The following is a 25,203-nucleotide window of genomic DNA, read 5'->3' as shown; positions in this document are numbered from 1 at the left end:
AGCCGTTACTTCGCAATCAGCCAAAACCGGCCTGAACACGTCAGGTCGGAGCCACACACGAAGCCGTTGGAGCAAGCCGAGACTGAAGCTGCCGCTAGTTCTGAACTTGGGCGGCAGTCAGTTTGTCTTGCGTCCTCATCTCGAAATCGCTGGCATCGTGGCGTTCGCGCAGTTGTTCGGACGGATGGCCCGTCATGCGATTGACCATGCGGCCACGCTTGACGGCAGGACGCGCGTAGATTTGCTCGGCCCAGCGCTGAACGTTCTTGTAATCTTGCACCTGCAGGAATTCGGCCGCACCGTATTGCCATCCCTTGGCGAGGCCACCATACCATGGCCAGATGGCAATATCGGCGATCGTGTAATCGCTGCCGGCAATATATTCGCTTTCGGCCAAACGACGATCGAGAACGTCGAGCTGGCGCTTCACCTCCATGGCAAATCGATCGATCGCATATTCGATCTTGGTCGGCGCATAGGCGTAGAAATGCCCAAAGCCGCCGCCGAGATAGGGCGCGCTGCCCATCTGCCAGAACAGCCAGGAGATGCATTGGGCTCGAGCCGGCTGCTCGGTCGGCAGGAAGGTTCCGAATTTCTCGGCGAGATACATCAAAATCGAGGCCGATTCGAAAACACGGACCGGCTTTTCGCCACCGCGGTCGAGCAGAGCCGGGATCTTCGAATTGGGATTGATGTCAACGAAACCGCTGGCGAATTGATCGCCATCGCCGATCTTGATCAGCCAGGCGTCATATTCGGCACCGCTGTGGCCGAGTGCCAGCAGCTCTTCCAGCATGGTGGTGACCTTCACACCGTTCGGGGTTCCGAGCGAATAGAGCTGGAAGGGGTGGCGGCCGACCGGCAACTCCTTTTCATGCGTCGCACCTGCGATTGGCCGGTTGATGCTTGCGAAAGCGCCGCCGCTCGGCTTGTTCCAGGTCCAGATCTTTGGAGGATTATATTCCGCTGCCTCTGACATCTCGTTCTCCATTATCGACCGCTCCTGCTTATGCCGCGGGCGGATAGTTCGACGGGAAAAGCGCCCGCTTGGTCTCTTCGTCGTTGACGCGCTTGAAGGAATGATCCTTGCCGACCTGCCTGGCGCGAGAAACGGCGGGACGCACATTGACGGTTTCAAAGAGCCGCTTCAGGTTCGGATATCCGGCGAGCGGATCCTCAAGCCCCTTGAGCACGCGCGAGGCCCGATCCAACCATCCCCACGCGGACATGTCGGCAATCGTGTAAGCATCTCCGACGATGAAGTTTCGGCCTTCAAGATGACTGTTGAGGACCTGATAATGACGCTCGGCCTCGCGGCGATAGCGGTTGACGGCATAGTCCAGGCCTTCCGGCGCCGCGTGCTGAAAATGGACTGCCTGGCCTGAGAATGGCCCCAGGCCGGACGCGAGAAACAGCAGCCATGAGAGAAGCTCAGGGCGATCTTCGGGCGAGCCAAGAAACTTGCCGGCTTTTTCCGCGAGATAGATCAGGATGGCCGTGGAATCGAAGACGCGTGTCTCTTTTCCGCCAGGGCCGTCCGTGTCGACAATCGCCGGTACCTTGCCATTCGGATTGATGGCGCGGAACGCCGGCATATGCTGCTCGCCCTTGCTGGTGTCGACCGGAACCGTCTCATAAGGCAGCCCTGTCTCTTCCAGGAAGAGGGCAACTTTTGCTGGATTGGGTGTCGGATGAAAATAAAAGCGGATCATGAGGGCTCCGTCGGGAATGGTGGTCAAAGGACGGTACTGACGTATCCGGAGCCGGACCTCATCCGGCTCCGGATTAATTTTTGTCAGCCGGGAAGGCGGTCGGCGAGGACTTCCGGCTGCTTAATGTCGAGCGGTCCCTCAAAGAGTTCGTCATATTTCGCCATCAGGGCGGCAGCGATCTGCCCCTGAAGGTGGGCCTGGCGACCTTCTTCCCCATCGAAAGCATCGAAGATGCCGAACGTGGACTTGTCGAAGCGAACCGCAAACCATGCGACGGTAAGCGGTTCCTGGGCGAGCAGGGCTTGCGCGCTTTTGAGGAAATCTGCGACTTCCTCTTCCTTTCCGTGCTTCGCCTTCAATTGTACGAACAACGCTACCTTGGTCATGACACTTCCTCCTTTAGAGCGCCGAATGGCCGCTGACCGCTTCTTCGAGCGCAGCTTTCATTGTCAGAAAACGTTCATCGATCGCGGCCGGATCATCCCTGTTGGCTGCGATCATCTTGGCGCGAGCCTCGCCGCCGCGGATCACCTCAAGGGAATTGGTTTCAATCCCTTCGATCAGCGCATCGGCAACCGCTTCGGGCGGCTCGCGCGTGAATCCAAGTTCGGGGCCGGCCTTCGAGGACTGCATCATCGGGGTATCCGTCGCGCCCGGATAGAGCGTCAAGACGCGGACACCTTCGCCCTTCAGTTCCCGGCGCAGTGCCTCGCTGAACCGTGAGAGCCCCGCCTTAACTGCGGCGTAGGTCGCGTAGAATGGAGCACCGATCAACGCGATGCCGGAGGTGACGTTGACGACAAGCCCGTCGCCGGACGCGCGCAGGTAGGAGAGAGCTGCCTGCGTCAAGAGAATAGGAGCAACAAGGTCGACCTCGACCATCGTCCTTATTTCTGCCTCCGTCGTCTTCTCAAGGCGACCGGCGCGAACTCCGCCCGCGTTATTGACGAGAACATCGAGCCCGCCAAGTGCCTCGATGGCCTTGTCGAGGGATAGAACCCGACCTTCCGGGGTGGCGACATCCGCCTGAATGCCGATAACCGGCAACCCCTTTTCCTGGAGATCCCTGACAGCCTGAGCCAGCCGCTCAGAGTTTCGCCCGGTAACGACGACCCGAGCTCCTTTCGCCAGCATGGCACGTGCAATGGCGAAGCCGATGCCACTGGAGCCTCCGGTGATGAGAACGCGCTTACCTTCGAGATTCATGGTTCTACCTCGCTTCTTCTTTAGGGCATTCTGCTTACGCAGTTTGAGCTGCCTCTAGGGCCGCTACTGTTGTTTCAGGTGCGAGACGCTTGCGGTAATCTGCTTCGGCGTGTGCAAGCTGCACTCGGCCATTGCGGCCGATCACGAAGGTCGCAGGTATCGGCAGCTCCCAGCTGTCATCTCCGTTGATCGTTTCGAGGTCGACGCCGAACGAGGAGTAAGCCGCCTTGAGATCGTCAGGCAGTGTGTAGACGAGGCCGTATTTCCGCGCGACACCGTTGCCGGTATCGCTGAGGACGTCGAAAGTCAGATTGTTCTTCTCGGCCATAGAAAGTGAGCCATCCGGCTTTTGCGGCGAAATGGCGATAAGAGAGCCGCCGGCCCCCGCAATCGCGGGTAAGGCATGCTCGTAGGCGGCAAGCTGAATGTTGCAGTACGGGCACCAGGCGCCACGATAGAAGGTGAGGACAACCGGACCATTGGCCAGCGTCTCCAGCAACGAGATCGTTTCCCCCGTCACACCAGGCAAGGAGAATTCGGGAGCGAGATCACCAGGTTTGGGAACGCGATCGAACGGAAAGCCAGAGGTGAGCTCCTCGATCTTCGCGTTCAAAAACGCTGCTGCACCAGGAGGCGCGCTTGCCTCGAACCTCGCGTTAAATTCAGCAAGCTCCTGCTCAAGACCCATTTCGTTTGTCTCCCTGTATGTTGAGCCCGGCCCAACCATGCAAAAAAGCGTGTGTGGGCCGACATGTGATTGCGTTTTAAATCACTCGTTATAAAATGTATTGTAGAAAGTTCCCGGCTGTCGCGGAGCCGTAATCACGTTATCGAGAGACAAACAGATGGCCCGGCCCAGGGAATTCGACGAAGAAAAAGTGCTGGAGCTCGCCGTGGAGCAGTTTTGGGAACGAGGATATGAAACAACCTCGATCCGGGATCTTGCCCAGGCTATGGGGCTGACGACCGCCAGCATCTACAACGCCTTCGGCGACAAGCGGGCGGTTTATCGCAGGGCGCTGGATTTCTACGTCGAGCGAAGTTTTGGGGATCGGGTAGGGCGTTTTGAATCGAAACCACCACGGCAGGCGATCAATGCCTTCTTTAGCGAAATCATCGAGCGATCCCTGGCCGACACAAAAAGGAAAGGCTGCATGCTCGTCAATTCGGCTCTTGAAGTAGCGCCGCATGACGAAGAGTTCCAGCGTGTCGTCGCCAGTGTGCTTGTGCAAGTCGAGGCCTTCTTTCTACGCTGCGTGGAAAGAGGCCAGGAAGACGGCTCGATCGGCCGGAGCCAACGCGCCGCCGATCTGGCCGGAACGCTGCTTGGTACCCTGCTTGGCATCCGTGTCCTGGCACGCGCACGCCCGGAAAAAGAGTTGCTCGAAGGCTTGATAAAGCCTGTGTTCGCACTCCTTGAGCCCGATGGCGCCAAGCAACTGGAACCTGCATGAGCATGAACGAAGGGCGCAGCATGCAAGCTATCTCGTCGGCTTGGCAGGAAATTTCCGTCCGCTCATGTAACGACCCGAGCGTTTTCTCCGAACTGGGATATGTCGGATGAAGAATTCGGCGCGCGAAGAAGAGTGGGCCTCCTGGATGCGATCAGCAATCGCAGGCGACGGACGCGCCTACCACAGATTGCTGACAGCCGTCACGCCTCATCTGCGCGTGATTGCTCGCAAGCGCTGCGAACAATTCGGTGCGCCGGCAAGTGAGGCTGAGGACGTGGTTCAGGAAGTGTTGCTGGCTATTCATCTCAAGCGGGGCACCTGGGACCCGTCCCGGCCCCTTGGCCCGTGGATGGCTGCCCTGGTGCGGAACAAGTTGATCGACAGCCTGCGACGCAGAGGCAGGCAGGCCGCCGTTCCGCTGGAGGACGTGATTGCGACCCTGGAAAGCGACGACGGTGTGGGGGTGGCGGAGCGGATGGACATCGAACAGATACTGAGCCGCCTGAAAGATCCTCAGCGGACGATCGTCCAATCAATTTCGATCGAAGGTTCGAGCGTCCGCGAGACGGCGGAGCGTCTGAAGATGACCGAAGTGGCTGTACGTGTGGCGCTCCACCGGGCGCTCAAGGCGTTGTCGGCTCTCTATTCGGAGCCGCTGAAATGAAGACAGAGAATCTCATAGAATTGCTCGCACAAGACGCGCCGGTGAGGTCAAGCCTCTCTCACATGCTGCAACAGGCAAGCATCGCGGCCGTTCTGATCGTGGCAATTGCCTTTTTCTCAGCAATCGGTTTTCGGCATGATATCGGTACTGCTTTGGAAACCGGTCGTTTTCTGTTCAAATTCGTGATCACTGTCGCTCTCGCGATCACCGGCAGCCTCGTCATGTATCGTATAGGAAAGCCCGGGATGCCCGTGCGCTGGTGGGGCTCGGCTTTGCTGGTGCCGTTGGCATTGGCTGTCGGTGCGGCAGTGTTCGAGCTTTCGGTCATGCCGCCTGAGACCTGGGTGACACGGATGATTGGGCACAATTCGCGGCTCTGTCTGACGATCATTCCGACGTTGTCGATCGGTCCCCTTGCCTGTTTTCTTCTGGCGCTACGACATGGAGTACCGACACGTCCTGCACTTGCCGGGGCCGTTGCGGGTCTGGCGGCAGCCGGGATCGCCGCCACGTTCTATGCCGCCAATTGCGACGACGACAGCCCGCTCTTCGTCCTTCTCTGGTACCCGATCGCCATTTCCGCCGTCACAGGAGTTGGCGCTTTGGCTGGCCAAAAGCTGTTGCGATGGTAGACTCTGGAACATCGAAGCCAAGGGTCAAAAGCTCCCAGAACGGCTATGACGGGTCGGATGAGCCCGCCAAATCTGGGATCCGGCGAAACGACAAACGATTATTGGTGGCAGCCCAATCGATAAGATCGTAACCACGCTGAGGCCTGTGCTCCAGTCGATTACGTGACGAAAGCCGGATGAGCGACGAAACGCTTGATGCTTCGACGGGAGAACATCATATGAGCGATTGCAGGCTTCGATGAGTGACGGGTCTGCTTGATTGTTGAGTAGGATTGGCAGCGTGAAAACAGAAGACCTCATAACCTTGATCGCGCAGGACACGCGCCAACCCGTCAATCTTACCTCCGTGGTATCGGGTGCCGTAGTCGCCGGTGCGTTGGTTTCCGGCCTTGCTTTCTTTTTAACGCTGGGATTTCGACACGACATCGGCCAGGCGATCGAAACCGTGCGGTTCGGCTTTAAGTTCGTTGTCACTCTCTCCCTCTTTGCCGCCGCGTTATCCCTGACGGGACCCGTCATTCGACCGGGCAGCGACATCGGGCGGCGAAGATGGCTGCTGCTGATCCCGCCAGTTCTTCTACTTGCAGCAACCACCCTGGAATTATTCGTCACGCCGTCCGATGTCTGGCTGGATAAACTGATCGGCCATAACGCATTGCATTGCCTGACGATCATACCGGCGCTATCGGCGGTCCCAGGCACATTTCTCTTCCTCGCCATGCGGCAGGGCGCACCGGAAAACCCAGGTCTTGCCGGCGCGCTCGCGGGTCTCGTGTCAGTCGGGATCGCTGCGACGCTCTATGCAACCAACTGCTTCGACGACAGTCCACTGTTCGTGGCGACCTGGTATCCTCTGGCAACGCTCACCGTGGTGACTGTCGGCTATTTCGCGGGTAAACGTTTCCTACGTTGGTAGACGCCCGCTACGCGGCCAGATGCTGGTTCGTCAGCTGCTGAGGTCTACCAACGTGATCAAGGGAAAATTGCGCGAAAAGCGTGTTCAGATCTTCGGCACGCTCAGCCAGACTTCGGCATGCCGCAGTCGTCTGCAGAACCATGGCTGCATTGTCCTGGGTTGCGCGATCCATCACATTGACGGCTGCATTGATCTCTTGCAGGCCCGTCGACTGCTCCCGCGCCGCTGCAACGATTGCCGTGACGTGCTCGTTAATCTCGCGCACTTCATTGACGATATTTTCAAGTTCGGCGCCGGTCTCGTTCACCAGCGAAACAAGCACAACTCGAACATTTGGATCAACAGAGGCTAGCCTATCCGGGGTCAGAACAAGATTAGTGCGAAATCGTACGTTTAGCCGAGAAAGTGATGATCGAGATCGATACTCGTTCCCAAAACTGGGCCCCAAATAGCATTTCCCCCTAGAGTTTTATATTCAGCACAAGGCGCAAACTACGGAAATTATACACAAATTCGGCTAGCGTACGATTTCGCACTAATCTTGTTCTGACCCCTTTATCGTCAACGTCACGTCGATGGGTGGTATGATCACCATGCCCGGCATCGCCTATTACTGCGGCAGCAAGTTCGCGTTGCAGGGTATTTCAGAGGTCATGCGTTCGGAAATGGCGCCGTTCGGTGTTCGTGTGACAACCCTTTGCCCCGGCTCGTTTCGGACGGACTGGGCAGACCGTTCCATGGTCCGCACAGAGCGTTCCATTGCTGACTATGATACCCTGTTTGATCCGATCCGCGAGGCGCGTCAGGCAGTGAGCGGCAAGCAGCTCGGAAATCCGCAAAAGCTCGCCGACGCGGTTGACCCTCATCGAATCTGACGATCCCCCGCCACAACTTCTCCTCGGCAGCGATGCGCTTAAACATGTAACAGCGCGGATCGAACGCCTGACCCAGGAAATCGAAGCTTGGAAAGCCGTGACTGTCTCCACGGACGGATAACGCAAACTCAAAATTTGCTGTTGACGATCTGCCTACTAGAAGGTAGACAAGCTGTATGAGCAATCTTTCGACCACCTCGGATGCCATTCTGGCGTCCACCCGACACCTTCTGATAAGCGGCGGCTACAATGGCTTTAGCTACGCCGATATCTCGGAGATTGTCGGTATCCGCAAAGCAAGCATTCATCATCATTTTCCCAGCAAGGTCGATCTGGTGCGTGAGCTGGTCAAGCGTTATCGGGAGGATGGCCAGGCAAGCGTGGCGGTTCTTGAGCAGAAGGTTCCGAATGCTCTGGACATCCTCAAGGCTTATGCAAACCACTGGGCTGCATGCATTGAAGATTCCAGCAGACCGTACTGTGTCTGTGCTATGCTTGCCAGTGAACTGCCTTCCCTCCCAACGGAAGTCGCAAGCGAGGTGACGAACTTTTTCCGCTTCATCTCCTCGTGGCTGGCTTCGGTCATGGAGCGCGGTTCCAAGCAGGGCGAAGTGAGTCTAACCAGTGCACCGCATGTTGAAGCCGAAACATTTCTAGCAACAGTATACGGGGCAATGCTTTCGGCGAGAGCCTATGGGAAGCCGGAAGTGTTCTCAATGATACTCGAACCTGCCCTCAATCGTCTCACGCCGACGGTTTCTCACTAATCCCGCGTGGCAAGGCTACTCGGGTCAATCGCGTCCATCGAAACTACCAACTAGTAGGAAGATAAAAATGAGAAATACTTTCCCAGCCTTGGCCCTCGGGCTGACAAGCATCCTTTCTGTAACTGTCCTTTCGGCACCCGCATCTGCCGAGGATAAGAAAGCCGCGCCGATCCATGTCCGCGGCAGCATCGTCGACTACCAGGGGTCAACGCTCAAAGTGAAGACCCGCGAAGGGGAGACAATGGACGTCGCGCTTGCCGACGACTGGAAGCTGGCAGGCGTCGCGAATGCCAAGGTCACCGACATCAAGCCGGGCGATTTTGTCGGCATTGCATCCCTACCAAAGGCCGATGGTGGCGATGGCGCACTTGAGGTCCTGATTTTCCCGCCGGCAATGAAAGGCACAGGCGAGGGGAGCTACGGTTGGGATCTGAGGCCCGACAGCAGCATGACCAATGCGACGGTCGCGGATGCCGTTAAAGGCGTCGACGGCCGGACTGTCACAGTGACCTATCATGGAAAGGAAAAGAAGATTGCCATTCCGGATGGGACACCCGTCGTGACGATTGCTGCGGCCACCAAGGATGATCTCGTTCCCGGCGCCGTGGTCTTCATCACAGCTGAAAAAGCTGCAACAGGCCCGATCGCCCACCAGGTGGTCGTCGGCAGGAATGGCGTGGTTCCCCCCATGTGAAGACCACGCCGTCACTGGCCGGAGCAGCCGCCTTACTGCTTCGGCCAGTGACTAGAAACCGGCGACGCCTGATCTGCAGCCGTAAAATGTCAACGATGAAAGACGCTGAGATGAGCGCAAACGCTTCCAACGACAATGTTGAATATCCACGGACGATCTTTATCCGCCGGCACTCCGTTGTGACCCGTGTCACGCACTGGCTGAACGTGCTTTGCCTGAGTTTCCTTCTTTTGAGCGGGCTGCAGATCTTCAATGCCCACCCAGAGCTTTATTGGGGTCATTATGGCGCGAACGGCGATCCCGCCGTTCTGACAATAGGCTCCGATGACGGCGGCCGTCAGCCGCGCGGTTTCGTACGTATTGCCGGGTTGAAGATCCCCACGACGGGCGTGCTTGGCGTTTCTCAGGCTGATGGCGAACAGGTCTCACGCGCTTTTCCCTCCTGGGCAACCATCCCTTCATTCCAGGATCTTGCCGCCGGACGTCGCTGGCATTTCTTCTTCGCCTGGCTGTTTGTGATCAACGGCATTGTCTATCTCGGCTTCAGCGTGCTCAGCGGACATTTCCGCAAAGACCTCGCGCCAAAGCCCCATGAGATCTCGCCGCGCCACCTCGGCCGCGAAATCCTCGACCACGCTCGGCTCCGCTTTTCGGAAGGGGAGGAGGCCAAACACTACAATGCGCTTCAAAAGCTCACCTATCTCGCCGTTATTGTCGTCCTCCTGCCTCTGATGGTTTTGACAGGCCTGACCATGTCACCGGGCGTCGATGCCGCTCTGCCCGCCTTGATCGAGATTTTTGGCGGATGTCAATCTGCGCGTACCATTCATTTCGTCACCGCATCGGCTTTGGTGCTGTTCGTCATCGTGCATGTGGCAATGGTGGTCCTGTCCGGGACCTGGAACAACATCCGCTCGATGATCACCGGACGCTATGCGATCCAGGAGAAAGGCCCGAAATCATGAGCAAGCTTTTCACCCGACGCCGCTTTCTCATCGGCGGCACGCTCGGGGCCAGCGCCCTTACTCTCTCGGGTTGCGACCTCTTGGACCAGAACGCAGACGTCGCAAATGTCCTTCGCTCAGCTGAGCATCTGACCATGAAAGCCCAGAGACTGCTTCAGGCGCGCGATGCACTGGCGCGCGAGTTTGACGAAAAGGACATTTCCCCCTCCTTCCGTGTCAATGGAACGAGTGCTCCCGATAGCGATGAATATGCGGAACTGTTGGAAGGTCACTTCGCAAACTGGCGACTGAAGATCGACGGTCTTGTTGATCGGCCTCGAGAGATTTCGCTCAGAGATCTGAAGGCGCTTCCTTCCCGCACCCAGATCACCCGCCATGACTGCGTCGAAGGCTGGAGCGCCATCGCCAAATGGAGAGGCGTTCCGCTCGCCCATCTGTTGCGCGTTACCGGCGTCAAGCCGACGGCGCGATATGTCGTCCTGCATTGTGCCGACGAGCTCGAAAAGACACTCGATGGCAGCGGCCGGTACTACGAGAGCATCGATCTCATCGACGCGGTTCATCCGCAAACCATCCTCGCCTACGAGATGAGCGGCCAGGACCTCAGCGTCGGCCACGGGGCGCCTTTGCGTCTCCGGGTCGAGCGGCAGCTGGGGTACAAACAGGCCAAGTACATCATGCGCATCGAACTGGTCGACAGCTTCGCCGGCCTGTGGGGCGGGAACGGCGGCTATTGGGAAGATCGCGGGTACGAATGGTACGCCGGCATCTAAGGCCATCAAATGGTGAACCACAGGAAAACAATCCATGAGCCGACGCAAAGTCCAGAAAGTGATTCCGATTTCGGCAATTGCGCCCTCACGACAGGTCGAAATCAGCCAAACCCGTTCGATCCTCCCGGATCCCGATGGCCGATGGGCGGCGCGGCGGCAGGTGGCGATAAGTGATGCGTCGAGGAAAAGCATGCGCATCAAGGGTGCCCACGGCGGCGGGGCGAAGGTTTCCTCTCACGACGGCCCGAAGGACCTCGATAGTTCCGAAATGTCAGCCGGGAAAAGCGTTCGGATCGGCCGTAATGAACGGGACGAGAACACCCTCTTCGGCAAGCATGTCGTCTTCGTCTGACGACGCTAGCGCGAACCATCAATCAACCAGTTCAAAAAATGGAAGAAAACAATGTCGAACAAGCAGACCTCCTTTGCCCCGCGTGGGAACGACCAATGGCTCAAGCAGTATTACTTTACCAGAGCGGCCTTCTCAGTGCTGTGGGTCGCGGCTGCGTTGACTGCTGGACGGCATTCCTTTGCGGTGGCTGCTGCACTGCTGATCATCTATCCCGCTTGGGATGCAATCGCGAACGTTATCGATGCCGCGAGGAGCGGGGGTCTTGCCGCCAACCGGAGCCAAGCGATCAACGTCGCAGCGAGCTCGGTTATGACGATAGCCGTGATCCTGGCGCTGACAATGAACATGAACTGGGTTCTCGGCGCTTTCGGTCTATGGGCGATCTTTTCCGGCCTGCTGCAGCTTGGGACCGCCGTGCGGCGTTGGAAAACGAGTGGAGGCCAGTGGGCGATGATTTCGAGCGGTGGCCAATCCGCTGTGGCCGGCGCATTCTTCATCTTTCAGGCGCAAATGCCGCAGGAGCCTTCTATCGCAACCGTTGCGGGTTACGCTGGCGTCGGGGCATTCTACTTCCTGGTTTCGGCAATTTGGCTGACGATCGCCCTATCGCGTCGCAGTGTGCATCCCATCTCGTAAGCGCTACCTCGCGCCAATGAAACTGCTTGGAAGATATTCAAATGATGACAGATGATGCGGCAGAGCAACTTGCTTGCTATCGGAGGACCATCGACAACCTGGATTCAGCTCTCCTCTATATCCTGGCCGAGCGCTTTCGCTGTACCGAGCAAGTCGGCCACTTGAAAGCCAAGCAGGCGTTGCCGGCGATCGATAGTGAGCGAGAGCGACGTCAATTGGATCGACTGATAAGCATCGGCAATGATGTTGGCCTCAGTCGGCGCTTTGTCGAAGGATTGATGACAATGATTGTGGGTGCTGTGGTGGAGCGGCATAGGGAGATTGCGGCCAGCAAATGAGGTGTCCGTCTCGTCTGTTTCCCATCGCAGCGATTTAAACATCGTCGGTTGGTAGGGAGAACCAGATCTTCTTCGAGTGGCTCACCATGCATGGGCATTTGTGAGGTGGTCCGAGACGGTCGAGATAAACGCCCGAAGACGCTGAAGACGTCGCAGGTCCCGGTGATATCCCATCCAGATGTCTCGCGCCGGCGGGGGCTTAGGGAGTTCCAGTCTGCGGATACCCGGGATCTGATTGCCCACGACGCGGGGCAGGACGGCGATCCCAACGCCCTGCTTGCACATTCGTGCCTGGACGTTTCGGTTGTTTGATCGCAGCACGGGTCTCGCGTTCGGGAAACTCTCGGCGAGCCAGGCTATGTCGGGGAATTGTCCTGTCGAAGTATCGTGGGTGATCAGCCGGAAACCTGTCCCGTCGCCATATTTAGGGTCAGGCGACTCCTCGGCGATGTAGACGTCGTATTCGAGCCTGAAGAGCCGCCGTTGAATGACATCTGCAGTGTCGAACGGAACGATGCGAAAGGCGACGTCGGCCTCCCTGTGGGCGAGGTTGAACAGGCGAGTGCCGGTTAGGATTTCGACGTCTACATTGGGGTAGGCCTTCGAGAAATCTGCCATAATGGGAGGCAAGACATAAGCCCCGAACCAGTCTGCTGATGAGATGCGCAGATTGCCTTTGAGGTTTTGCTCCTGCCCGGCGAGCCGGCGCTCCATGGCAAGCGCGCCTTCTTCCATCTGCTCGGCCAGGGCGATGATCCCATGGCCCTCCTCGGTCAGCACGAGACCGTCCGCGGTCCGCTGGAAGAGCATGTGACCGATCGCCTCCTCAAGGGCACGCAGTCGTCTGCCGACGGTGGGATGGCTTGTATGAAGAGCACGTGCAGCGCCGCCGAGCGTTCCGGATCGCGTAATCGCAAGGAAGATTTTTACGTCACTCCATTCCACGGCCAAGCCCTTACAAAAATGAACATTGAAAATACAAAAATGTCACTTCCAGTACAAATCTAAACATCTAGATTCAAGCCATATTTCGAAAACAGGCGGAGAAACATCATGAGAACTTGGTTCATCACAGGCTGCTCGAGCGGCTTTGGACAACGGCTCGCGATCGCTGCAGCACAGCGGGGCGATCAGGTTGTCGCTACTGCCCGAAACGTCAACTCGATCGAAGAAATGGCTCGGCCATTCGACGGCCGTATGATCACCTTGCCGCTCGACGTGACAGATGCGGCGGCGGCCAATACCGCGGTCGCAAAGGCCGTCGTGACATTTGGGGGTATTGACGTGCTGGTGAACAATGCCGGCTACGGACTGTTTGGGGCGCTCGAGGAGGGCACGCCCGAAGAATATCGACCGATGTTCGAGGTGAACGTTTTCGGTCTTATCGAAACCACCAGGGCAGCCTTGCCTGCACTGCGACGTTCGGGCGGAGTGATCGTCAACATGTCTTCTGGCGCAGGGATCGCGGGCAGTGGCGGCGCAGCATATTACAATGCAGCCAAGTTTGCGGTTGAAGGGGTTTCCGAAGCACTCTCCGGCGAGCTGAAGCCGTTCGGCATCCGAGTGCTGATCGTTGAGCCTGGGCCATTTCGGACCGACTTCCTTGGACGTTCTATCACGATGGTGGCCAAGGAGATGCCGGAATACGTCGCGAGTTCACGCAGGCACTATCGCGAAACCAACGACGGCAATCAGGCGGGCGATCCCGATAAGGCGATCGCGGTGATCCTGCAGGCAGTCGATGCGGATGACGCTCCGCTTCATCTGCCGCTCGGTCCGGCCGCGCATTCGATCGCTGAGCGGAAGTTGGCTTCGTTTCGCCGTGATATCGACACCTGGCGCGACATCTCGATCGCGACCGATTTCGATCAGCCCTGAGCTGATAGTTAGCTCTGTTTAACATCAACATCGACGGGAAAGAGTTATGATCCCAACACTGGAAGGTTTTACCCAGCAACTGGTGCCGGTGAATGGCATCAAGATCAATGCTGTCACGGGTGGCTCTGGTCCCCCGATCCTTCTGCTTCACGGTTGGCCGGAAACCTGGTGGGAATGGCACCACGTCATGCCGCTGCTGGCCGTACATTTTAGCGTCGTGGCGATTGATCTGCGTGGTGCGGGTTATTCCGACTGCCCGCTTGACGGCTATGACAAGGCGACGATGGCGCGCGACGCGCACGAAGTAATGCTCGCCCTTGGGCATAATCGCTATGCCGTGTGTGGCCATGACATTGGCGGAATGGTGGCATTGCCGCAGGCCGCCATCTATCGAGATGCGGTTACTCATCTGGCTGTCCTCGATGTTCCGCTTCCTGGTTGGAGCCAGTGGGAGGCGACAACGGCAAAGATTTGGCATTTCGCGTTCCATGCTAATCGGGATCTGCCGGAGCGCCTAATTTACGGCCGCGAATATGACTATGTCTCGGCCTTCATGGCGGAGCGATTTTACGATCACAGTACCTTCAACCCTGAAGACATCAACATCTATGCGAAAGCAATGGCTCTCCCTGGCCGCACGCGCGGTGGTATGGAATGGTACCGCACACTGACCGCCGACCATGCGGCCGCGCTCGAATACAAAAAGCAACCGCTCCGGATTCCGGTTTTAGGTCTCGGCGGGGAGCAGCGTTTTGGTGCTCATATGGTCCCGATGCTCAAGGAGTTCGCCACAGATGTTACGGGCGGCTCGATTGCCCGCTGCAGTCACTATGTGGCGGACGAGCGCCCGGATGAAGTGGCCGCTGCTCTCATCGATTTCCTCAAGGCCAAGTGAGCTCTGCGGTCCGGGCAAATTGAGCCCGATCGCGTTCATCGATTCAACAAGAAAGGAAAACTATAATGACTGCACCTCAAATTCGCGGCGTCAATCACATCGGCATCACGGTGCCTGACATCGAAGCGGCAAAATCGTTCCTGGTGGAAGCCTTTGGCGGCCAGGTGATCTACCAATCGTTCGGGCCGCAGGATCCGGCCAGGCAGGGACCCGAGTTCGAGCGGGCCACTGGTGCTTACCCGGGAACGGTTGTGCGTGCGCAGGCGATGGTCAAGATCGGAACCGGGCCTGACATCGAGCTCTTTGAAATGCACGGCCTCAAACAAGCGCAACCGGTTACACCGAGCGACTTCGGCATCACGCATTTTGGGGTCTATACCGACGACATCGACGCATCGGTAGAGCGCTTTGAGAAGGCTGGCGGAACAGCCCTTACGGCACCACGAGCTATTCCCTACGCAACCGAAAAAGGTCCTGGAAACAAGGTCTGCTATTGCCGAGCGCCGTGGGGCACGATGATTGAGTTTATCACCACGCCTGATCGCATGGCCTATCATGACCAGACGGATCTGCGCAGATGGCAGGACGAGGAATGAGCGTGAGCTTTGATACCTCGTTATCCCGCCGCAGCCTCCTGTCGCTTTCGGCGATGGCTGCGGTCTCGGCCCTGGCAGGGTGCGTCTCCACCGCCGGCAAGAGCCGGATGGTGGGGCGACAGTCGACGCCTCTCCAGGATCCGATCGGCCCTGTCCACATCGCTCCTGCGCCGACAGATGCCGAACTGGCTGTCATGTACGGTCCTACCGAGGATGGCGGCTTTCTGATCCCGGCGGTTCCCTACAAGCAGATCGATCCGCGCTACTATCGCCAGCAGGTCCTCGACCCGCGAGGCGCCCGGCACGATCGTCGTCGACACCCCCTCCCGCTTCCTCTCTCTCGTCCAGCCGGGCGGGACCGCGATGCGCTATGGGGTCGGCATTGGGCGCGACGGCTTTGCCTGGCAGGGCAACGGCGTCTTTCAGTGGCGTCAGAAATGGCCGCGTTGGAAACCGCCGAACGAAATGGTCGCGCGTCAGCCGGAGCTCGCCAAATACTCGATCGAGAACGGCGGCATGGAGCAGGGCCTGAAAAATCCGCTCGGTGCGCGAGCGCTCTACATCTTCTGCGGCGGCCGGGACACACTCTATCGTCTGCACGGCAATCCGCAATGGCGCTCGATCGGCAAGGCCGTTTCGTCCGGCTGTGTGCGCCTGCTCAACCAGGACATTATCGACCTCTATGAACGGGTGCCGATCAAGGCGCCAATTGTCGTCAAGCAGTAAGCGCAAGCGATCACGACCGTCTCTCGTTGGATAGAGGAGAGACATGTCCTTCAGGCGATTTCAAAGCCTCAGTTAATCCACGCACAAAACTCAAGGAACTACCGACCATGTCGAACTTCAGTAAAGTGGCCGTTTGCCTCGTTGCCGCGCTTTTGTCTTCTGTTGCCGTAACAGCCCCAGCCTTAGCGGACGCGCGCAACATCGTCCTTGTCCATGGCGCGCTCGTGGATGGTTCGGGCTGGCGCGGCGTTTATGACATCCTGACCCGCGACGGCTACAATGTCAGCATTGTCCAGCAGCCACTGACAAGCCTCGACCAGGACATTGCAACCACGATGCGCGTAGTCGATCAGCAGGACGGAGATGTCGTTCTCGTCGGTCACAGCTACGGAGGCACGATCATCACGGCAGCAGGTGATGATCCCAAGGTCAAGGCACTTGTTTATGTTGCGGCACTGCAGCCAGAAAAGGGCGAAAGCACCGCGCAACTGCTCCAATCGATGCCGTCACCCACCAACGATATCAAGCCGACAAAGGATGGCTTTCTGCTTATCGACCCGGCAAAGTTCGCGGCTGATTTCGGGGCAGATCTCCCCAAGGATCAAGCCGAGTTCATAGCCCGGTCGCAAATGCCTGTCGCCGTCGTCGCCACCGATACACCGGTTTCGGCCGCAGCTTGGCACGAGAAGCCCAGCTACGCAATTGTAGCGAAGGACGATATGACGATAAACCCCGACTTGGAGCGCTGGATGTACAAGCGTGCCGGTTCAACGGTGACAGAGGTAGAGGGCAGCCACGCTATCTACATCTCTCAGGCGGCTGCAGTCGCAAAGGTTATCGAGGAAGCAGCCAAAGCTGCCAAGTAGCGGCATGCATTCTGCAAAAGCCGCTTGTCTCGATGAACTTGCTAGCTGCGTCCCGTCTGGGGACGTGGCGCAGCTGTTTTGAGACACGTACCTGCGCCTGGGAGCGAGCCGTGCAAAACGCAGCCGTCCCTGGCTCAACGATGAAGAGCGTCATCGGCTGAGTTGGCCTGACGCCATGTACAGATGTCACTCCGGCGGGCGAAGTGAAGGACTGTCCGACGTCGCTGGTCGTTTGTACTTTTCATCCAGCAGCGCTTGAAAATTCGCGACGCATGTATCAGTGCCGCTAGCAACCACCAACGATTGCGAGGACCACTATGGATCGAGAGATCATTATACCCGACGAGATGCAGGAGATCGTCAGTCGAGCCGGCTATGCTCCCGCGGTTAAAGTCGGAGACACAATTTACGTTGTCGGCCAAGTTGGGCGGACCAAGGATCTCAAGATTATTCACGATCCTTTAGAGCAATTCAGAGCCATGTGGGACAATTTACGGATTGTCCTCGAAGCCGCTCATTGCACGTTCGATGACATCGTGGAAATGACAAGCTATCACGTCGAAATGTCCAAGCACATGGACGTGTTCCGGACAGTCAAAAACGAGGTGTTTCCGAAGGGAACCTATGCGTGGACCCGGATAGGTGTCTCTGAGCTCGCGCACCAGGGACTCCTCGCTGAGGTGAAATGTGTTGCCGTAAAGCGATGATGGAACCTATGTGTCGCGAACGAACCTTTCCACGCTGAGCATAAAAGTTACAGCAGCTTAGTGTATCGGAGGCGGTGGACTTTAGTTCGAATCTATTCAAGAGCACCATAAGCTCAGGCCGAGGAACGCCGCCCGCTCTTGAGTGGCTTAATTGAAATGCCATCGGGCAGCGGCGCCAAAAGCTCTGAAACATCGCAGGCTAATGCCGTTGCGAGTTTCTCGAGAGTTGTGACGGTCGGATTTTTTCCGCCGCGCTCAAGGTGGCCGGCGTAAGAGCGTTCTATGTTTGCCGCGAGCGCGAGATCGTCCTGCGAGATTCCTTTCGAAACCCGCAAGCGTCTCAAATTCAGAGCTACTCGCTGCCGTGCGTCCATCGCGGAAACACAACATTTGACAGGTTATGAAACCACGTATTATAGAACTATGAAACGAATCTGCGTCGGAATTGTGCGGCGACATTCGCAATTGCGCCCTGACATCGGATGGCTCCCATGGAATTACGCCAGCTCTCCTACTTCGTCGCGGTGGCCGAGGAACTGCATTTCGGCCGGGCCGCCGCCAAGGTGCGCATCGCCCAGCCGGCGCTCTCCAATCATGTGCAGGCACTGGAGCGTGAACTCGGCTGTACGCTGTTCATCCGCTCGACCAGACGGGTGGAACTGACCAGGGCAGGGGAGATCTTCCACGAGCGCTGCGTCGGGATCCTGAGCGAGGTCGATCTTTCCGCCGAGATCACCAGGGCGGTGGCCGGCAAGACGATCCGGCAGATCAGGATCGGCACCGTCTATCCGGCCACCACCGGCGTGCTGCCGGCGTTTCTGGCAAAGATCGCCCGCAAGTATCCGGATATCCGCATCCATATATCAAGCGGCAATACCGGCGACATCATCCGGGGCCTGGAAAACGGCCAGATCAATCTCGGCTTCATCAGACCGGTGGAAAACATCGGCTCGTTGCGCTTCTCCTCGATCGCCCATGAGCGATATCTCCTGGCGGTCGCCAGGAGCAACCCACTGGCGGAGCAGGCGGAGATTTCCATCGACGATCTGCGCTCGGAGAAGATCATCGCCTTCAATCGGCAGAACCTCTCCTACACCGAGCGGTACTTCAACGAGAAGTTCGAGGAATACGATCTGACCGGCAACATCGCCTATAGCTGCGACGACACCTATTCGCTGGTGTCGCTGGTCTCGGCAGGCCTTGGCATCGGCTTTGCGCCGGAATGGACCGAGGGTCTGCCGAACCGGGCCTTCGAGTTGAAGGCGGTGAGGGGCATCGACTTTAGGATCGGGCTCGGTGTCGCTTGGAATAAAGAGGATCCGACCGCCTCGCGCGACGACATCGTCGATATCGCCAGGTCGCTGGCACGGCCGGGCAGGTGAGGCGAGGGAGCCCATGGGTGCGCCTCAAGCGGAACGGCTTGCCGGGGGCAGTCGGTCCCGGGTTCCGCTCGCTGCGAGCGGCGCTCCGCTAGGACCGATCGACATTCATGGTATCCAGATCATGATTGCAGCGAGATGGATGAACCCTGTGAAGTGGATAGTTCGACGCTCGTAGCGGGATAAAGGCGTTTGAGCCTTTGACAAACTTTGCCAAAATCGGTTATGTTGCCTTCCAATGAGGTTATTAATGGCCACGATGAACGTATCTCTTCCACGCCCGATGAAGGATTGGGTGGAGGCCCAGGCCAGGACCGGGCGATATTCCAATGCTAGCGACTACGTGCGTGACCTGATCCGACGCGACCAGACGCGAAACGACAAGATCGCCGCCATGCAAAGCTTCGTCGAGGCCGGGCTCCAAAGTGGTTTAGGCATCCAATCAAAGGATGAACTCTTTGCTGAAGCGATAGCTCGTGCCAGCAAGTCATGAGTTTTAAGCTTTCTGCCGAAGCGGCAGAGGACATTATTGCGATCGCCGAGCAAGGTGTCCGTATGTTCGGGGCAGGCACGGCAAAGCGATACCACGATGAACTTTTCGCGTTATTTGATCTGATAGCTGTCAATCCACGCATCGCGCGCGAACGGGATGAGATTGATCCGCCTGTTAGAATTCATCCCTTCAAAGCGCATCTAGTCGTTTATCGGATCGAAGATGATGAGACAATTTTCGTAATACGAATTCGCCACGCCCATGAAGATTGGGCAACTGATTCAATTTAGCGCGCCTCGGATGGAGCTGGGGGATTTGGTGTGTCTCAGGAATCGGCTCAAGACCTTCGGTTCGGCGAATCTTATCAAGAGGGCTCGTCTGAATCAGGCGTTACGTCTCCAATTGCCAGGCGTGGTGCCGACGATACCTGCAAAGACGCGCGTGAAATGGCTTTGGTCCGCGAAACCGCAGGCGATAGCCACTTCGGCGAGCGGAGAATTTGAGGTCCGCAAGAGGTCGCGGGCACGGTCTATTCGCTCACGAAGGACCCATTGGTAGGGCGTCATACCGGTCGTCTGACGAAAAGCGCGAATGAAATAGCCACGTGACAGGTTGCAGACCTGGGCGACCTCGGAAATCGACACATTGCCATCAAGGTTTTCGAGAAGCAGACTTTTCGCCAGATCCTCATGCGCCCGCGAAAGGCTACCCGACCTATCGGACCCTACCATTGGCCGGCCGCCGTAGCGCTGGACCAGGTAGGTGCCGATGGCCGTCGTCATTTGTTCGACGAAAAGCGCGTTGGCTTCGTCTGGCTTTTCGAGCGCCGGGATCAGCGCCCGAGCGAGATTGGCAAGCACGATATCTTTTGATGCTGTTTCAACCGACAGCGACGTTATGCCAGGCATTTCAGCATCATCGGCAATTTTGCGGAGGGACGCTGGCGAAATTTCAAACAACACGAAATCGAAAGGACCGCGGAGATCCGCCTTGTAGGCGTCCGAGAGATCGCGAATATAGATCGAGTTCTCGGTAAAGTCGTGGGTTGTCGCACGATGTTCGTGGAAGATGCGGCGCGTGTGGCCACCGAGCGAGGAAACCCCCACGACGAACCCTCGATCGCTTGCCGGTGTCATGACCTGATCGAGTTCAGTGTTGACTGTCGCCTTCCGAAAGATATCGATGTCTGAACCAAATAGGCTTTGGTTGATCGACAACTGCTTCAACGAGCACCCGAACCCGTCGGTCGAGTTTCCAGTGGAAGATTGCTGGCGGAGGGGGAAAACTTGGACCACGACGCAGTTCTTTCATTTCTAGACACTCGAACACGGGACCTGCCGGCATTGGTCGCTTTCCCATGCTACGCTTGCCTCACGACAGTTTATTAAATCGGCCCCGCGAGGATCCTTTTGTTCAAGATTGCCGTTTGAAATCTGTGTAGGAAACTTTGAAGCGCGGCATCTCGTCGGTACGGCTATACAGTCCCCAGCCAGGATGATCGAGACACATATGAGTGAAGCGTTGACGGTCAGTGAGAGAATTGCGGCATGTTTTGGGATTAATGCCGTAAGGGCGCTGGCGATCAGGCCTCTTTACGAGGCAAAGCTCGCTGTCGTCCATCTCGAGCATTCCTATGACAATAGCGAACACACAATCGTCCTGCCGGCTGATGACGCCTTTCTGGTCATGCTCTATCTCGTCGATGTTGATCATTGCGACGTCCTGCCGGACGGAGCACGGACACCTCGGAAGACCTATTCCAGAGGTTCTATGTGTCTCATCAGTCTGAGGAATGGGGCCGCAATTTCTGTTCGTGGCCGCTTCGAAGCACTGGCGTTTCATATCCCAAGCGCGCTTTTTGTCGAGCTCGCGGAGGAAGCGGGCGAGCCGCGTATTGATGACCTCACAACCTGCCGGGGGATTGACGATCAGGTGGTCCACAATATCGGCGCTGCACTGATACCGATGTTCGACATGCCGGACGAGGTCAGGGACACACTGCTTCCTCATATCGGATTAGCGCTAAGCGCCCATCTTGCGCATCGTTACGGGCGGTCCCCCATCCAGCACCTGTCGGGCACCGGTCGGCTGTCTCCGCTGCAGGAAAAGCGCATCAAGGCGTATATAGCTGCGAACTTATCGGGCGGCACACCGGTCGATAAGATTGCCGAAGCCTGCGGATTTTCAGTCGATGAGCTCTGTTCCGGATTCTTGAACACGACCGGGCAGTCTGTTTCGGAATGGATTTCGTCATATCGAATAAGCAGAGCCCAGTCGCAACTGAGCAGAACCGGTGAAACCATTGCCCGGATCGCTGAAGAGTGCGGGTTTCCGGACGAAAATGAACTCGTTGCAACATTCACGAGGGTCGTGGGGGTGCATCCTGCGGCTTGGCGCTCGAGCAACCGACACTAACAGAAAACCATCGATCAGCACTGCTGGCCCTTGAGCTCAACTTCGCTCAGGACTGTCCTGTTGACAGCCAGCTTGGTCGGATTTGTTCGGCCGGATCCGGGTGCAGTGAAGACAGCCACACCCGGACGGTCCAATTAAGCTTGGATGAACACCAAGAGGTCGGCGTTCAGGACCTCAGCATGCGTTGTCAGCATGCCGTGCGGATAACCCCGATAGACCTTCAGGGTGCCATTCTGCACCAGCTTGACGGAAAGCTTGCCAGCGTTGTCGATCGGCACGACCTGATCGTCGTCGCCGTGCATAACGAGTGTCGGAACAGTGATTGCCTTCAGGTCTTGCGTCTGATCGGTCTCGGAGAAGGCCTTGATCCCATCGTAATGGGCCTTGGCGCTACCCATCATGCCCTGCCGCCACCAATTCTGAATAACGCCCGGATAGACCTTGGCGTCGGGACGGTTGAAGCCGTAGAATGGACCGGTGGGGAAATCGACGAAAAGCTGCGCGCGGTTCTCGGCTACCCCCTTGCGGATGCCATCGAAGACTTCGATCGGCAAGCCGCCCGGATTTGTCTCGGTCTTGAGCATCAGCGGCGGAACGGCGGAAACCAGAACGGCCTTGGCGACGCGCCCGGAAGGCTGACCGTACTTTGCCACGTAGCGAGCAACTTCGCCCCCGCCGGTTGAATGGCCGATATGAACGGCGTTCTTCAGATCGAGCGCTTCGACCACGGCGAAGGCATCGGCGGCATAGTGGTCCATGTCGTGACCGTCAGAAACTTGAGCAGAGCGGCCGTGACCACGGCGGTCATGGGCGACGACGCGGAAGCCTTTTGCCAGGAAGAACAGCATCTGCGCATCCCAATCGTCCGACGAGAGCGGCCAGCCATGGTGGAAGACGATCGGCTGGGCATCCTTCGGACCCCAATCCTTGTAGAAGATTTCGACGCCGTCCTTGGTGGTGATGTAGCCCATTCTATTGTCTCCTTTGATTGAGGTGGGGTGGAAGAAATGTTGGCAGCAAATCCGAAAGATGTGGGGAGTGCCATGGCGGCTGCGGTGGCAGCTCCGCAAAGCAATGCGCTGCGGCGGGTGATGGAGGGGAAGTTCTAGGCGGCCCCCGGCCGGTTGATTGTGAGGAAATGCCGGACGACCGGCTTAACCGTTCCTGCGTGATAGGCGAGGACCTGGGCCTGTAGGTCAGCATCGGCATTTGAAACTCGCTTGTGCTGGCGAAGATGCTCGGCCCAGGATTCGACCATGAACCATTCGACGATCTTTTGCGGATCAGCGGAGTCTTCCGTCACCCCCCATCCGTAGGCGCCGTCCCGGCGCCGCTCGTGGGACATCTCATCCAGCGCATGCAGGAAGGCTGTGCGATGATGTTTTTCGACATGGTATTCGATGAGGATCAGAACAGGTCCGCGGTCGTGGGCGATAGGCTCGGCGACCAATGGTTCTGGCCAGTGATTGGACGGCACCATATCCGCGTCGCCGGCCGGCAGCTTTAAGCGATGCATGATGAAGCCCGCAATGAGCAGTCCAACCGCGCCGATCATCAGCGCTCCCGGCACCCCGGCAGCTTCACCAACGGCACCCCAGCCAAGGCTACCTGCCGTCATCGCACCATTGAAGACGGTGAGATAGACCGCCAGGCCGCGACCGCGGACCCAGTTCGGAAGCACGGCCTGCGCTGCGCCATTCAGCGTGGTCAGGGCGGTGATCCAAGCGCCTCCGAGAAAGAGCAGGACGATAATGGCAACCCATTTTGGCGGCGCGAGCGACAAAGCGCCCATGACGAGTGCTGTGATAACAGCGGCCCCTAGAAGCAGGCCATCGGCATTCAAGCGTTCGCGCAGTTTAGGCATGAGCAATGCGCCGCCGATCGCGCCGGCGCCAACGGCGCCAAGCAGGATACCGTAGAATCCTGCGTCACCGCCGAGCAATTCTCGAGCGACGAGCGGCAGGAGTGCCCAGATGGCACTGGCGAAGGCAAAGAAGATCGCCGCGCGCAAAAGCACGACATGCAAGGGCTTGCTGGCCCGGGTGTAACGCAGGCCTGCACGGAACGCGCCGAAGAAGCCTTCAGCCAGCGCATCATTTGCGTTCTTTGGCCGCGGCCACCAGACGAGCGCCGCGATGACGACGAGATAGCTCGCAACATCCGCGCCATAGGTGACGCCCGCGCCGAAGGCAGCAAGGAGCAGCCCCCCGGCGGCCGGCCCGATCGACCGGGCGATATTGATGCCGAGCGAGTTGAGCGCGACGGCACTCTTGACGTCTTCTCTCTTCACCAGTTCCGGCACGATCGCCTGCCAGGTCGGCCCCATCAACGCGGCGCCGACGCCGCCAAGGAAGGTCAGGCCGATCAGTGCACTGACCGAAAGCATGCCGGTATTTGCCAGGATCATGAGGCTTACGCTGACTGACGCGAGCAAGATCTGCACGGCGATCAGGAACTTGCGACGATCGAGAATGTCGGTGAGTACGCCTGCAGGTATCGCCAGGAGGAAGATCGGCAAGGTTCCGGCCGCCTGCACCAGAGCGACGGCGGCCGGCGAGGCCGATAGATCAGTCATGAGCCAGGAACTGGCGACATCGCGCATAAAGCTGCCGGTATTGCCGAGGACGGTTGCAGCCCAAAGAACTGCGAAGACTGGCTGGGCAAGGGGAGCAAAGCTGCCCCCGGAGGATTTGGTAGTGCTCATTTGCCTGCTCCCTTGGTCAAATCAATTGCCGCGACAATGATGAAAGCGCCAGCAAGCCCGAGATGTTCGAAGAAGGCGTTGGTTGCCATCATGCGGTCCATGCCTGCGGGCAACTCCCAGAAACGAAGGGCGATAAGGGTGGCAAGGAGCGTGAACGCGGCGAGCGCCAGCGCACCTGCCCAGCGAAGGACCCCCGACACCACCATGGCCGAGGCCGCCAATTCGAAGGCGATGACGGCGACTGCGAAGAATGCCGCCGGATGCAGGCCGAAATGGTTCATTTCAGCGACTGCGCTGTTGAAATCAAAGATCTTGGTAATTGGCCCCTGGATATAGGCCGCGCAGAGAGCCAGAAGGGCAATGAGCGACGTTGCCGGTGCAGCGATGATCCGCGCAAGAAGCGAGCCCCTGCGGTGGGTGGACGAAAATTGGTCAATCATGTCTGCTCCTGTCGTGTCGTCGATCGAAACAAGCGGCTTTGTTTGCCGTGGATGGGAGCGATATTGGCCAGAAAGATTACCGCCAACAATTGCATCAATTATTTCGATTTAATTGCGATT

Annotated in this window: 32 protein-coding genes and 2 pseudogenes; 22 read left to right on the top strand and 12 right to left on the bottom strand. The window is 57.9% G+C overall.

The genetic code is table 11. The annotated features are described in order from the left end of the window. Window positions 1–94: 94 nt before the first annotated feature. The 5 genes from yghU to N1937_RS29070 form a co-directional block, all read right to left on the bottom strand. A complete protein-coding gene (gene yghU, locus N1937_RS29090) occupies window positions 95–979 on the bottom strand; it encodes a glutathione-dependent disulfide-bond oxidoreductase (RefSeq protein WP_260059920.1) in 885 nt (294 codons plus the stop codon). Window positions 980–1,007: 28 nt separating this feature from the next. After that, the gene (locus N1937_RS29085) at window positions 1,008–1,712 is read right to left on the bottom strand and encodes a glutathione S-transferase family protein (RefSeq protein ID WP_260059919.1); all 705 of its coding nucleotides are present in this window, start codon (window positions 1,710–1,712) and stop codon (window positions 1,008–1,010) included. Window positions 1,713–1,795: 83 nt separating this feature from the next. Continuing rightward, a complete protein-coding gene (locus tag N1937_RS29080; RefSeq protein ID WP_112705500.1) occupies window positions 1,796–2,098 on the bottom strand; it encodes a putative quinol monooxygenase in 303 nt (100 codons plus the stop codon). 13 nt (window positions 2,099–2,111) lie between these two features. After that, complete coding sequence (locus N1937_RS29075) at window positions 2,112–2,918, bottom strand: SDR family NAD(P)-dependent oxidoreductase (protein ID WP_260059917.1); 807 nt, start codon at window positions 2,916–2,918, stop codon at window positions 2,112–2,114. 34 nt (window positions 2,919–2,952) lie between these two features. Beyond that, window positions 2,953–3,606, bottom strand: coding sequence for a peroxiredoxin-like family protein (locus tag N1937_RS29070; RefSeq protein ID WP_260059916.1), 654 nt, complete (start codon window positions 3,604–3,606; stop codon window positions 2,953–2,955). Window positions 3,607–3,763: 157 nt separating this feature from the next. Here N1937_RS29070 and N1937_RS29065 point away from each other — a divergent pair, with 157 nt between their 5' ends. The 4 genes from N1937_RS29065 (at window position 3,764) to N1937_RS29050 (ending at window position 6,584) form a co-directional block, all read left to right on the top strand. Further along, window positions 3,764–4,372 (top strand): TetR/AcrR family transcriptional regulator, encoded by a 609-nt coding sequence (locus tag N1937_RS29065; RefSeq protein ID WP_260059915.1) that lies wholly within the window; start codon window positions 3,764–3,766, stop codon window positions 4,370–4,372. 106 nt (window positions 4,373–4,478) lie between these two features. Next, window positions 4,479–5,036, top strand: a complete 558-nt coding sequence (locus N1937_RS29060) for a sigma-70 family RNA polymerase sigma factor (protein ID WP_260059914.1) — start codon at window positions 4,479–4,481, stop codon at window positions 5,034–5,036. Further along, window positions 5,033–5,668 (top strand): NrsF family protein, encoded by a 636-nt coding sequence (locus N1937_RS29055; protein ID WP_260059912.1) that lies wholly within the window; start codon window positions 5,033–5,035, stop codon window positions 5,666–5,668. The genes N1937_RS29060 and N1937_RS29055 overlap by 4 nt, the downstream gene beginning before the upstream one ends. 280 nt (window positions 5,669–5,948) lie before the next feature. Then, entirely contained in the window at window positions 5,949–6,584 is a 636-nt protein-coding gene (locus N1937_RS29050) for a DUF1109 domain-containing protein (protein ID WP_260059911.1), read from the top strand. A gap of 7 nt (window positions 6,585–6,591) precedes the next feature. Here the strand turns inward: N1937_RS29050 and N1937_RS29045 are convergent, their stop codons facing one another. Next, entirely contained in the window at window positions 6,592–6,891 is a 300-nt protein-coding gene (locus N1937_RS29045) for a hypothetical protein (RefSeq protein ID WP_441005674.1), read from the bottom strand. Between the two features lie 247 nt (window positions 6,892–7,138). Between N1937_RS29045 and N1937_RS29040 the strand changes: the two are divergent. The 8 genes and pseudogenes from N1937_RS29040 to N1937_RS29005 form a co-directional block, all read left to right on the top strand. Continuing rightward, window positions 7,139–7,580, top strand: a pseudogene (locus N1937_RS29040) (SDR family NAD(P)-dependent oxidoreductase); the annotation flags it as partial. A gap of 55 nt (window positions 7,581–7,635) precedes the next feature. After that, a complete protein-coding gene (locus N1937_RS29035; RefSeq protein WP_260059910.1) occupies window positions 7,636–8,226 on the top strand; it encodes a TetR/AcrR family transcriptional regulator in 591 nt (196 codons plus the stop codon). Window positions 8,227–8,293: 67 nt separating this feature from the next. Next, on the top strand, window positions 8,294–8,920 hold the full coding sequence (locus tag N1937_RS29030) for a hypothetical protein (protein ID WP_260059909.1): 627 nt from the start codon (window positions 8,294–8,296) through the stop codon (window positions 8,918–8,920). Between the two features lie 110 nt (window positions 8,921–9,030). Continuing rightward, window positions 9,031–9,885, top strand: coding sequence for a cytochrome b/b6 domain-containing protein (locus N1937_RS29025; protein ID WP_260060247.1), 855 nt, complete (start codon window positions 9,031–9,033; stop codon window positions 9,883–9,885). After that, window positions 9,882–10,658, top strand: a complete 777-nt coding sequence (locus tag N1937_RS29020; RefSeq protein ID WP_260059908.1) for a molybdopterin-binding protein — start codon at window positions 9,882–9,884, stop codon at window positions 10,656–10,658. Before N1937_RS29025 ends, N1937_RS29020 begins: the two co-directional genes overlap by 4 nt. Window positions 10,659–10,692: 34 nt before the next feature. Beyond that, a complete protein-coding gene (locus N1937_RS29015; protein WP_260059907.1) occupies window positions 10,693–11,010 on the top strand; it encodes a hypothetical protein in 318 nt (105 codons plus the stop codon). A 51-nt stretch (window positions 11,011–11,061) separates the two neighbouring features. Continuing rightward, window positions 11,062–11,646, top strand: a complete 585-nt coding sequence (locus N1937_RS29010) for a DUF308 domain-containing protein (RefSeq protein ID WP_260059906.1) — start codon at window positions 11,062–11,064, stop codon at window positions 11,644–11,646. Window positions 11,647–11,687: 41 nt separating this feature from the next. Beyond that, window positions 11,688–11,984: a chorismate mutase gene (locus N1937_RS29005; protein WP_260059905.1), complete on the top strand. Its 297-nt coding sequence runs from the start codon at window positions 11,688–11,690 to the stop codon at window positions 11,982–11,984. Between the two features lie 81 nt (window positions 11,985–12,065). Here N1937_RS29005 and N1937_RS29000 read toward each other — a convergent pair whose 3' ends face one another. Continuing rightward, window positions 12,066–12,929 (bottom strand): LysR family transcriptional regulator, encoded by an 864-nt coding sequence (locus N1937_RS29000; protein ID WP_260059903.1) that lies wholly within the window; start codon window positions 12,927–12,929, stop codon window positions 12,066–12,068. A 108-nt stretch (window positions 12,930–13,037) separates the two neighbouring features. On the opposite strand from N1937_RS29000, the gene N1937_RS28995 reads away from it, so the two are divergent. From N1937_RS28995 to N1937_RS28970, 6 genes and pseudogenes are all read left to right on the top strand, one after another. Then, window positions 13,038–13,862 (top strand): oxidoreductase, encoded by an 825-nt coding sequence (locus N1937_RS28995; RefSeq protein ID WP_260059902.1) that lies wholly within the window; start codon window positions 13,038–13,040, stop codon window positions 13,860–13,862. 46 nt (window positions 13,863–13,908) lie between these two features. Next, complete coding sequence (locus N1937_RS28990; RefSeq protein WP_260059900.1) at window positions 13,909–14,757, top strand: alpha/beta fold hydrolase; 849 nt, start codon at window positions 13,909–13,911, stop codon at window positions 14,755–14,757. A gap of 65 nt (window positions 14,758–14,822) precedes the next feature. Further along, entirely contained in the window at window positions 14,823–15,353 is a 531-nt protein-coding gene (locus N1937_RS28985; RefSeq protein ID WP_260059899.1) for a VOC family protein, read from the top strand. Next, window positions 15,350–16,079: pseudogene (locus tag N1937_RS28980) on the top strand (L,D-transpeptidase). Before N1937_RS28985 ends, N1937_RS28980 begins: the two are co-directional and overlap by 4 nt. Before the next feature lie 107 nt (window positions 16,080–16,186). Continuing rightward, on the top strand, window positions 16,187–16,945 hold the full coding sequence (locus N1937_RS28975) for an alpha/beta fold hydrolase (protein WP_260059897.1): 759 nt from the start codon (window positions 16,187–16,189) through the stop codon (window positions 16,943–16,945). 317 nt (window positions 16,946–17,262) lie between these two features. Continuing rightward, on the top strand, window positions 17,263–17,652 hold the full coding sequence (locus N1937_RS28970; protein WP_260059896.1) for a RidA family protein: 390 nt from the start codon (window positions 17,263–17,265) through the stop codon (window positions 17,650–17,652). A gap of 113 nt (window positions 17,653–17,765) precedes the next feature. Here N1937_RS28970 and N1937_RS28965 read toward each other — a convergent pair whose 3' ends face one another. Further along, a complete protein-coding gene (locus N1937_RS28965; protein ID WP_260059894.1) occupies window positions 17,766–18,026 on the bottom strand; it encodes a helix-turn-helix domain-containing protein in 261 nt (86 codons plus the stop codon). A 117-nt stretch (window positions 18,027–18,143) separates the two neighbouring features. On the opposite strand from N1937_RS28965, the gene N1937_RS28960 reads away from it, so the two are divergent. From N1937_RS28960 to N1937_RS28950, 3 genes are all read left to right on the top strand, one after another. After that, window positions 18,144–19,034 carry a LysR family transcriptional regulator gene (locus N1937_RS28960; RefSeq protein WP_260059892.1) on the top strand — a complete coding sequence of 297 codons (891 nt, stop codon included), beginning with the start codon at window positions 18,144–18,146 and terminating at the stop codon, window positions 19,032–19,034. 247 nt (window positions 19,035–19,281) lie between these two features. Beyond that, window positions 19,282–19,524 carry a type II toxin-antitoxin system ParD family antitoxin gene (locus tag N1937_RS28955; protein WP_260059891.1) on the top strand — a complete coding sequence of 81 codons (243 nt, stop codon included), beginning with the start codon at window positions 19,282–19,284 and terminating at the stop codon, window positions 19,522–19,524. Continuing rightward, window positions 19,521–19,814 (top strand): type II toxin-antitoxin system RelE/ParE family toxin, encoded by a 294-nt coding sequence (locus N1937_RS28950; protein WP_260059890.1) that lies wholly within the window; start codon window positions 19,521–19,523, stop codon window positions 19,812–19,814. The genes N1937_RS28955 and N1937_RS28950 overlap by 4 nt, the downstream gene beginning before the upstream one ends. A 93-nt stretch (window positions 19,815–19,907) precedes the next feature. On the opposite strand, the gene N1937_RS28945 is transcribed toward N1937_RS28950, so the two are convergent. Then, a complete protein-coding gene (locus tag N1937_RS28945; RefSeq protein ID WP_260060246.1) occupies window positions 19,908–20,741 on the bottom strand; it encodes an AraC family transcriptional regulator in 834 nt (277 codons plus the stop codon). Between the two features lie 304 nt (window positions 20,742–21,045). On the opposite strand from N1937_RS28945, the gene N1937_RS28940 reads away from it, so the two are divergent. Next, window positions 21,046–21,939 carry a helix-turn-helix transcriptional regulator gene (locus tag N1937_RS28940; RefSeq protein WP_311202859.1) on the top strand — a complete coding sequence of 298 codons (894 nt, stop codon included), beginning with the start codon at window positions 21,046–21,048 and terminating at the stop codon, window positions 21,937–21,939. Window positions 21,940–22,073: 134 nt separating this feature from the next. On the opposite strand, the gene N1937_RS28935 is transcribed toward N1937_RS28940, so the two are convergent. The 3 genes from N1937_RS28935 to N1937_RS28925 all read right to left on the bottom strand — a co-directional run bounded on the left by N1937_RS28935 (window position 22,074) and on the right by N1937_RS28925 (window position 25,083). Continuing rightward, window positions 22,074–22,910, bottom strand: coding sequence for an alpha/beta fold hydrolase (locus N1937_RS28935; protein ID WP_260059888.1), 837 nt, complete (start codon window positions 22,908–22,910; stop codon window positions 22,074–22,076). Window positions 22,911–23,044: 134 nt separating this feature from the next. Further along, window positions 23,045–24,643 carry an MFS transporter gene (locus N1937_RS28930; RefSeq protein ID WP_260059887.1) on the bottom strand — a complete coding sequence of 533 codons (1,599 nt, stop codon included), beginning with the start codon at window positions 24,641–24,643 and terminating at the stop codon, window positions 23,045–23,047. Beyond that, window positions 24,640–25,083: a DoxX family membrane protein gene (locus tag N1937_RS28925; protein WP_260059886.1), complete on the bottom strand. Its 444-nt coding sequence runs from the start codon at window positions 25,081–25,083 to the stop codon at window positions 24,640–24,642. Before N1937_RS28925 ends, N1937_RS28930 begins: the two co-directional genes overlap by 4 nt. Between the last annotated feature and the right edge of the window lie 120 nt (window positions 25,084–25,203).

The organism is Rhizobium sp. WSM4643, from assembly GCF_025152745.1.
Taxonomy (GTDB): domain Bacteria; phylum Pseudomonadota; class Alphaproteobacteria; order Rhizobiales; family Rhizobiaceae; genus Rhizobium; species Rhizobium leguminosarum_I.
This window is presented reverse-complemented; position numbering and strand designations above follow the sequence as displayed.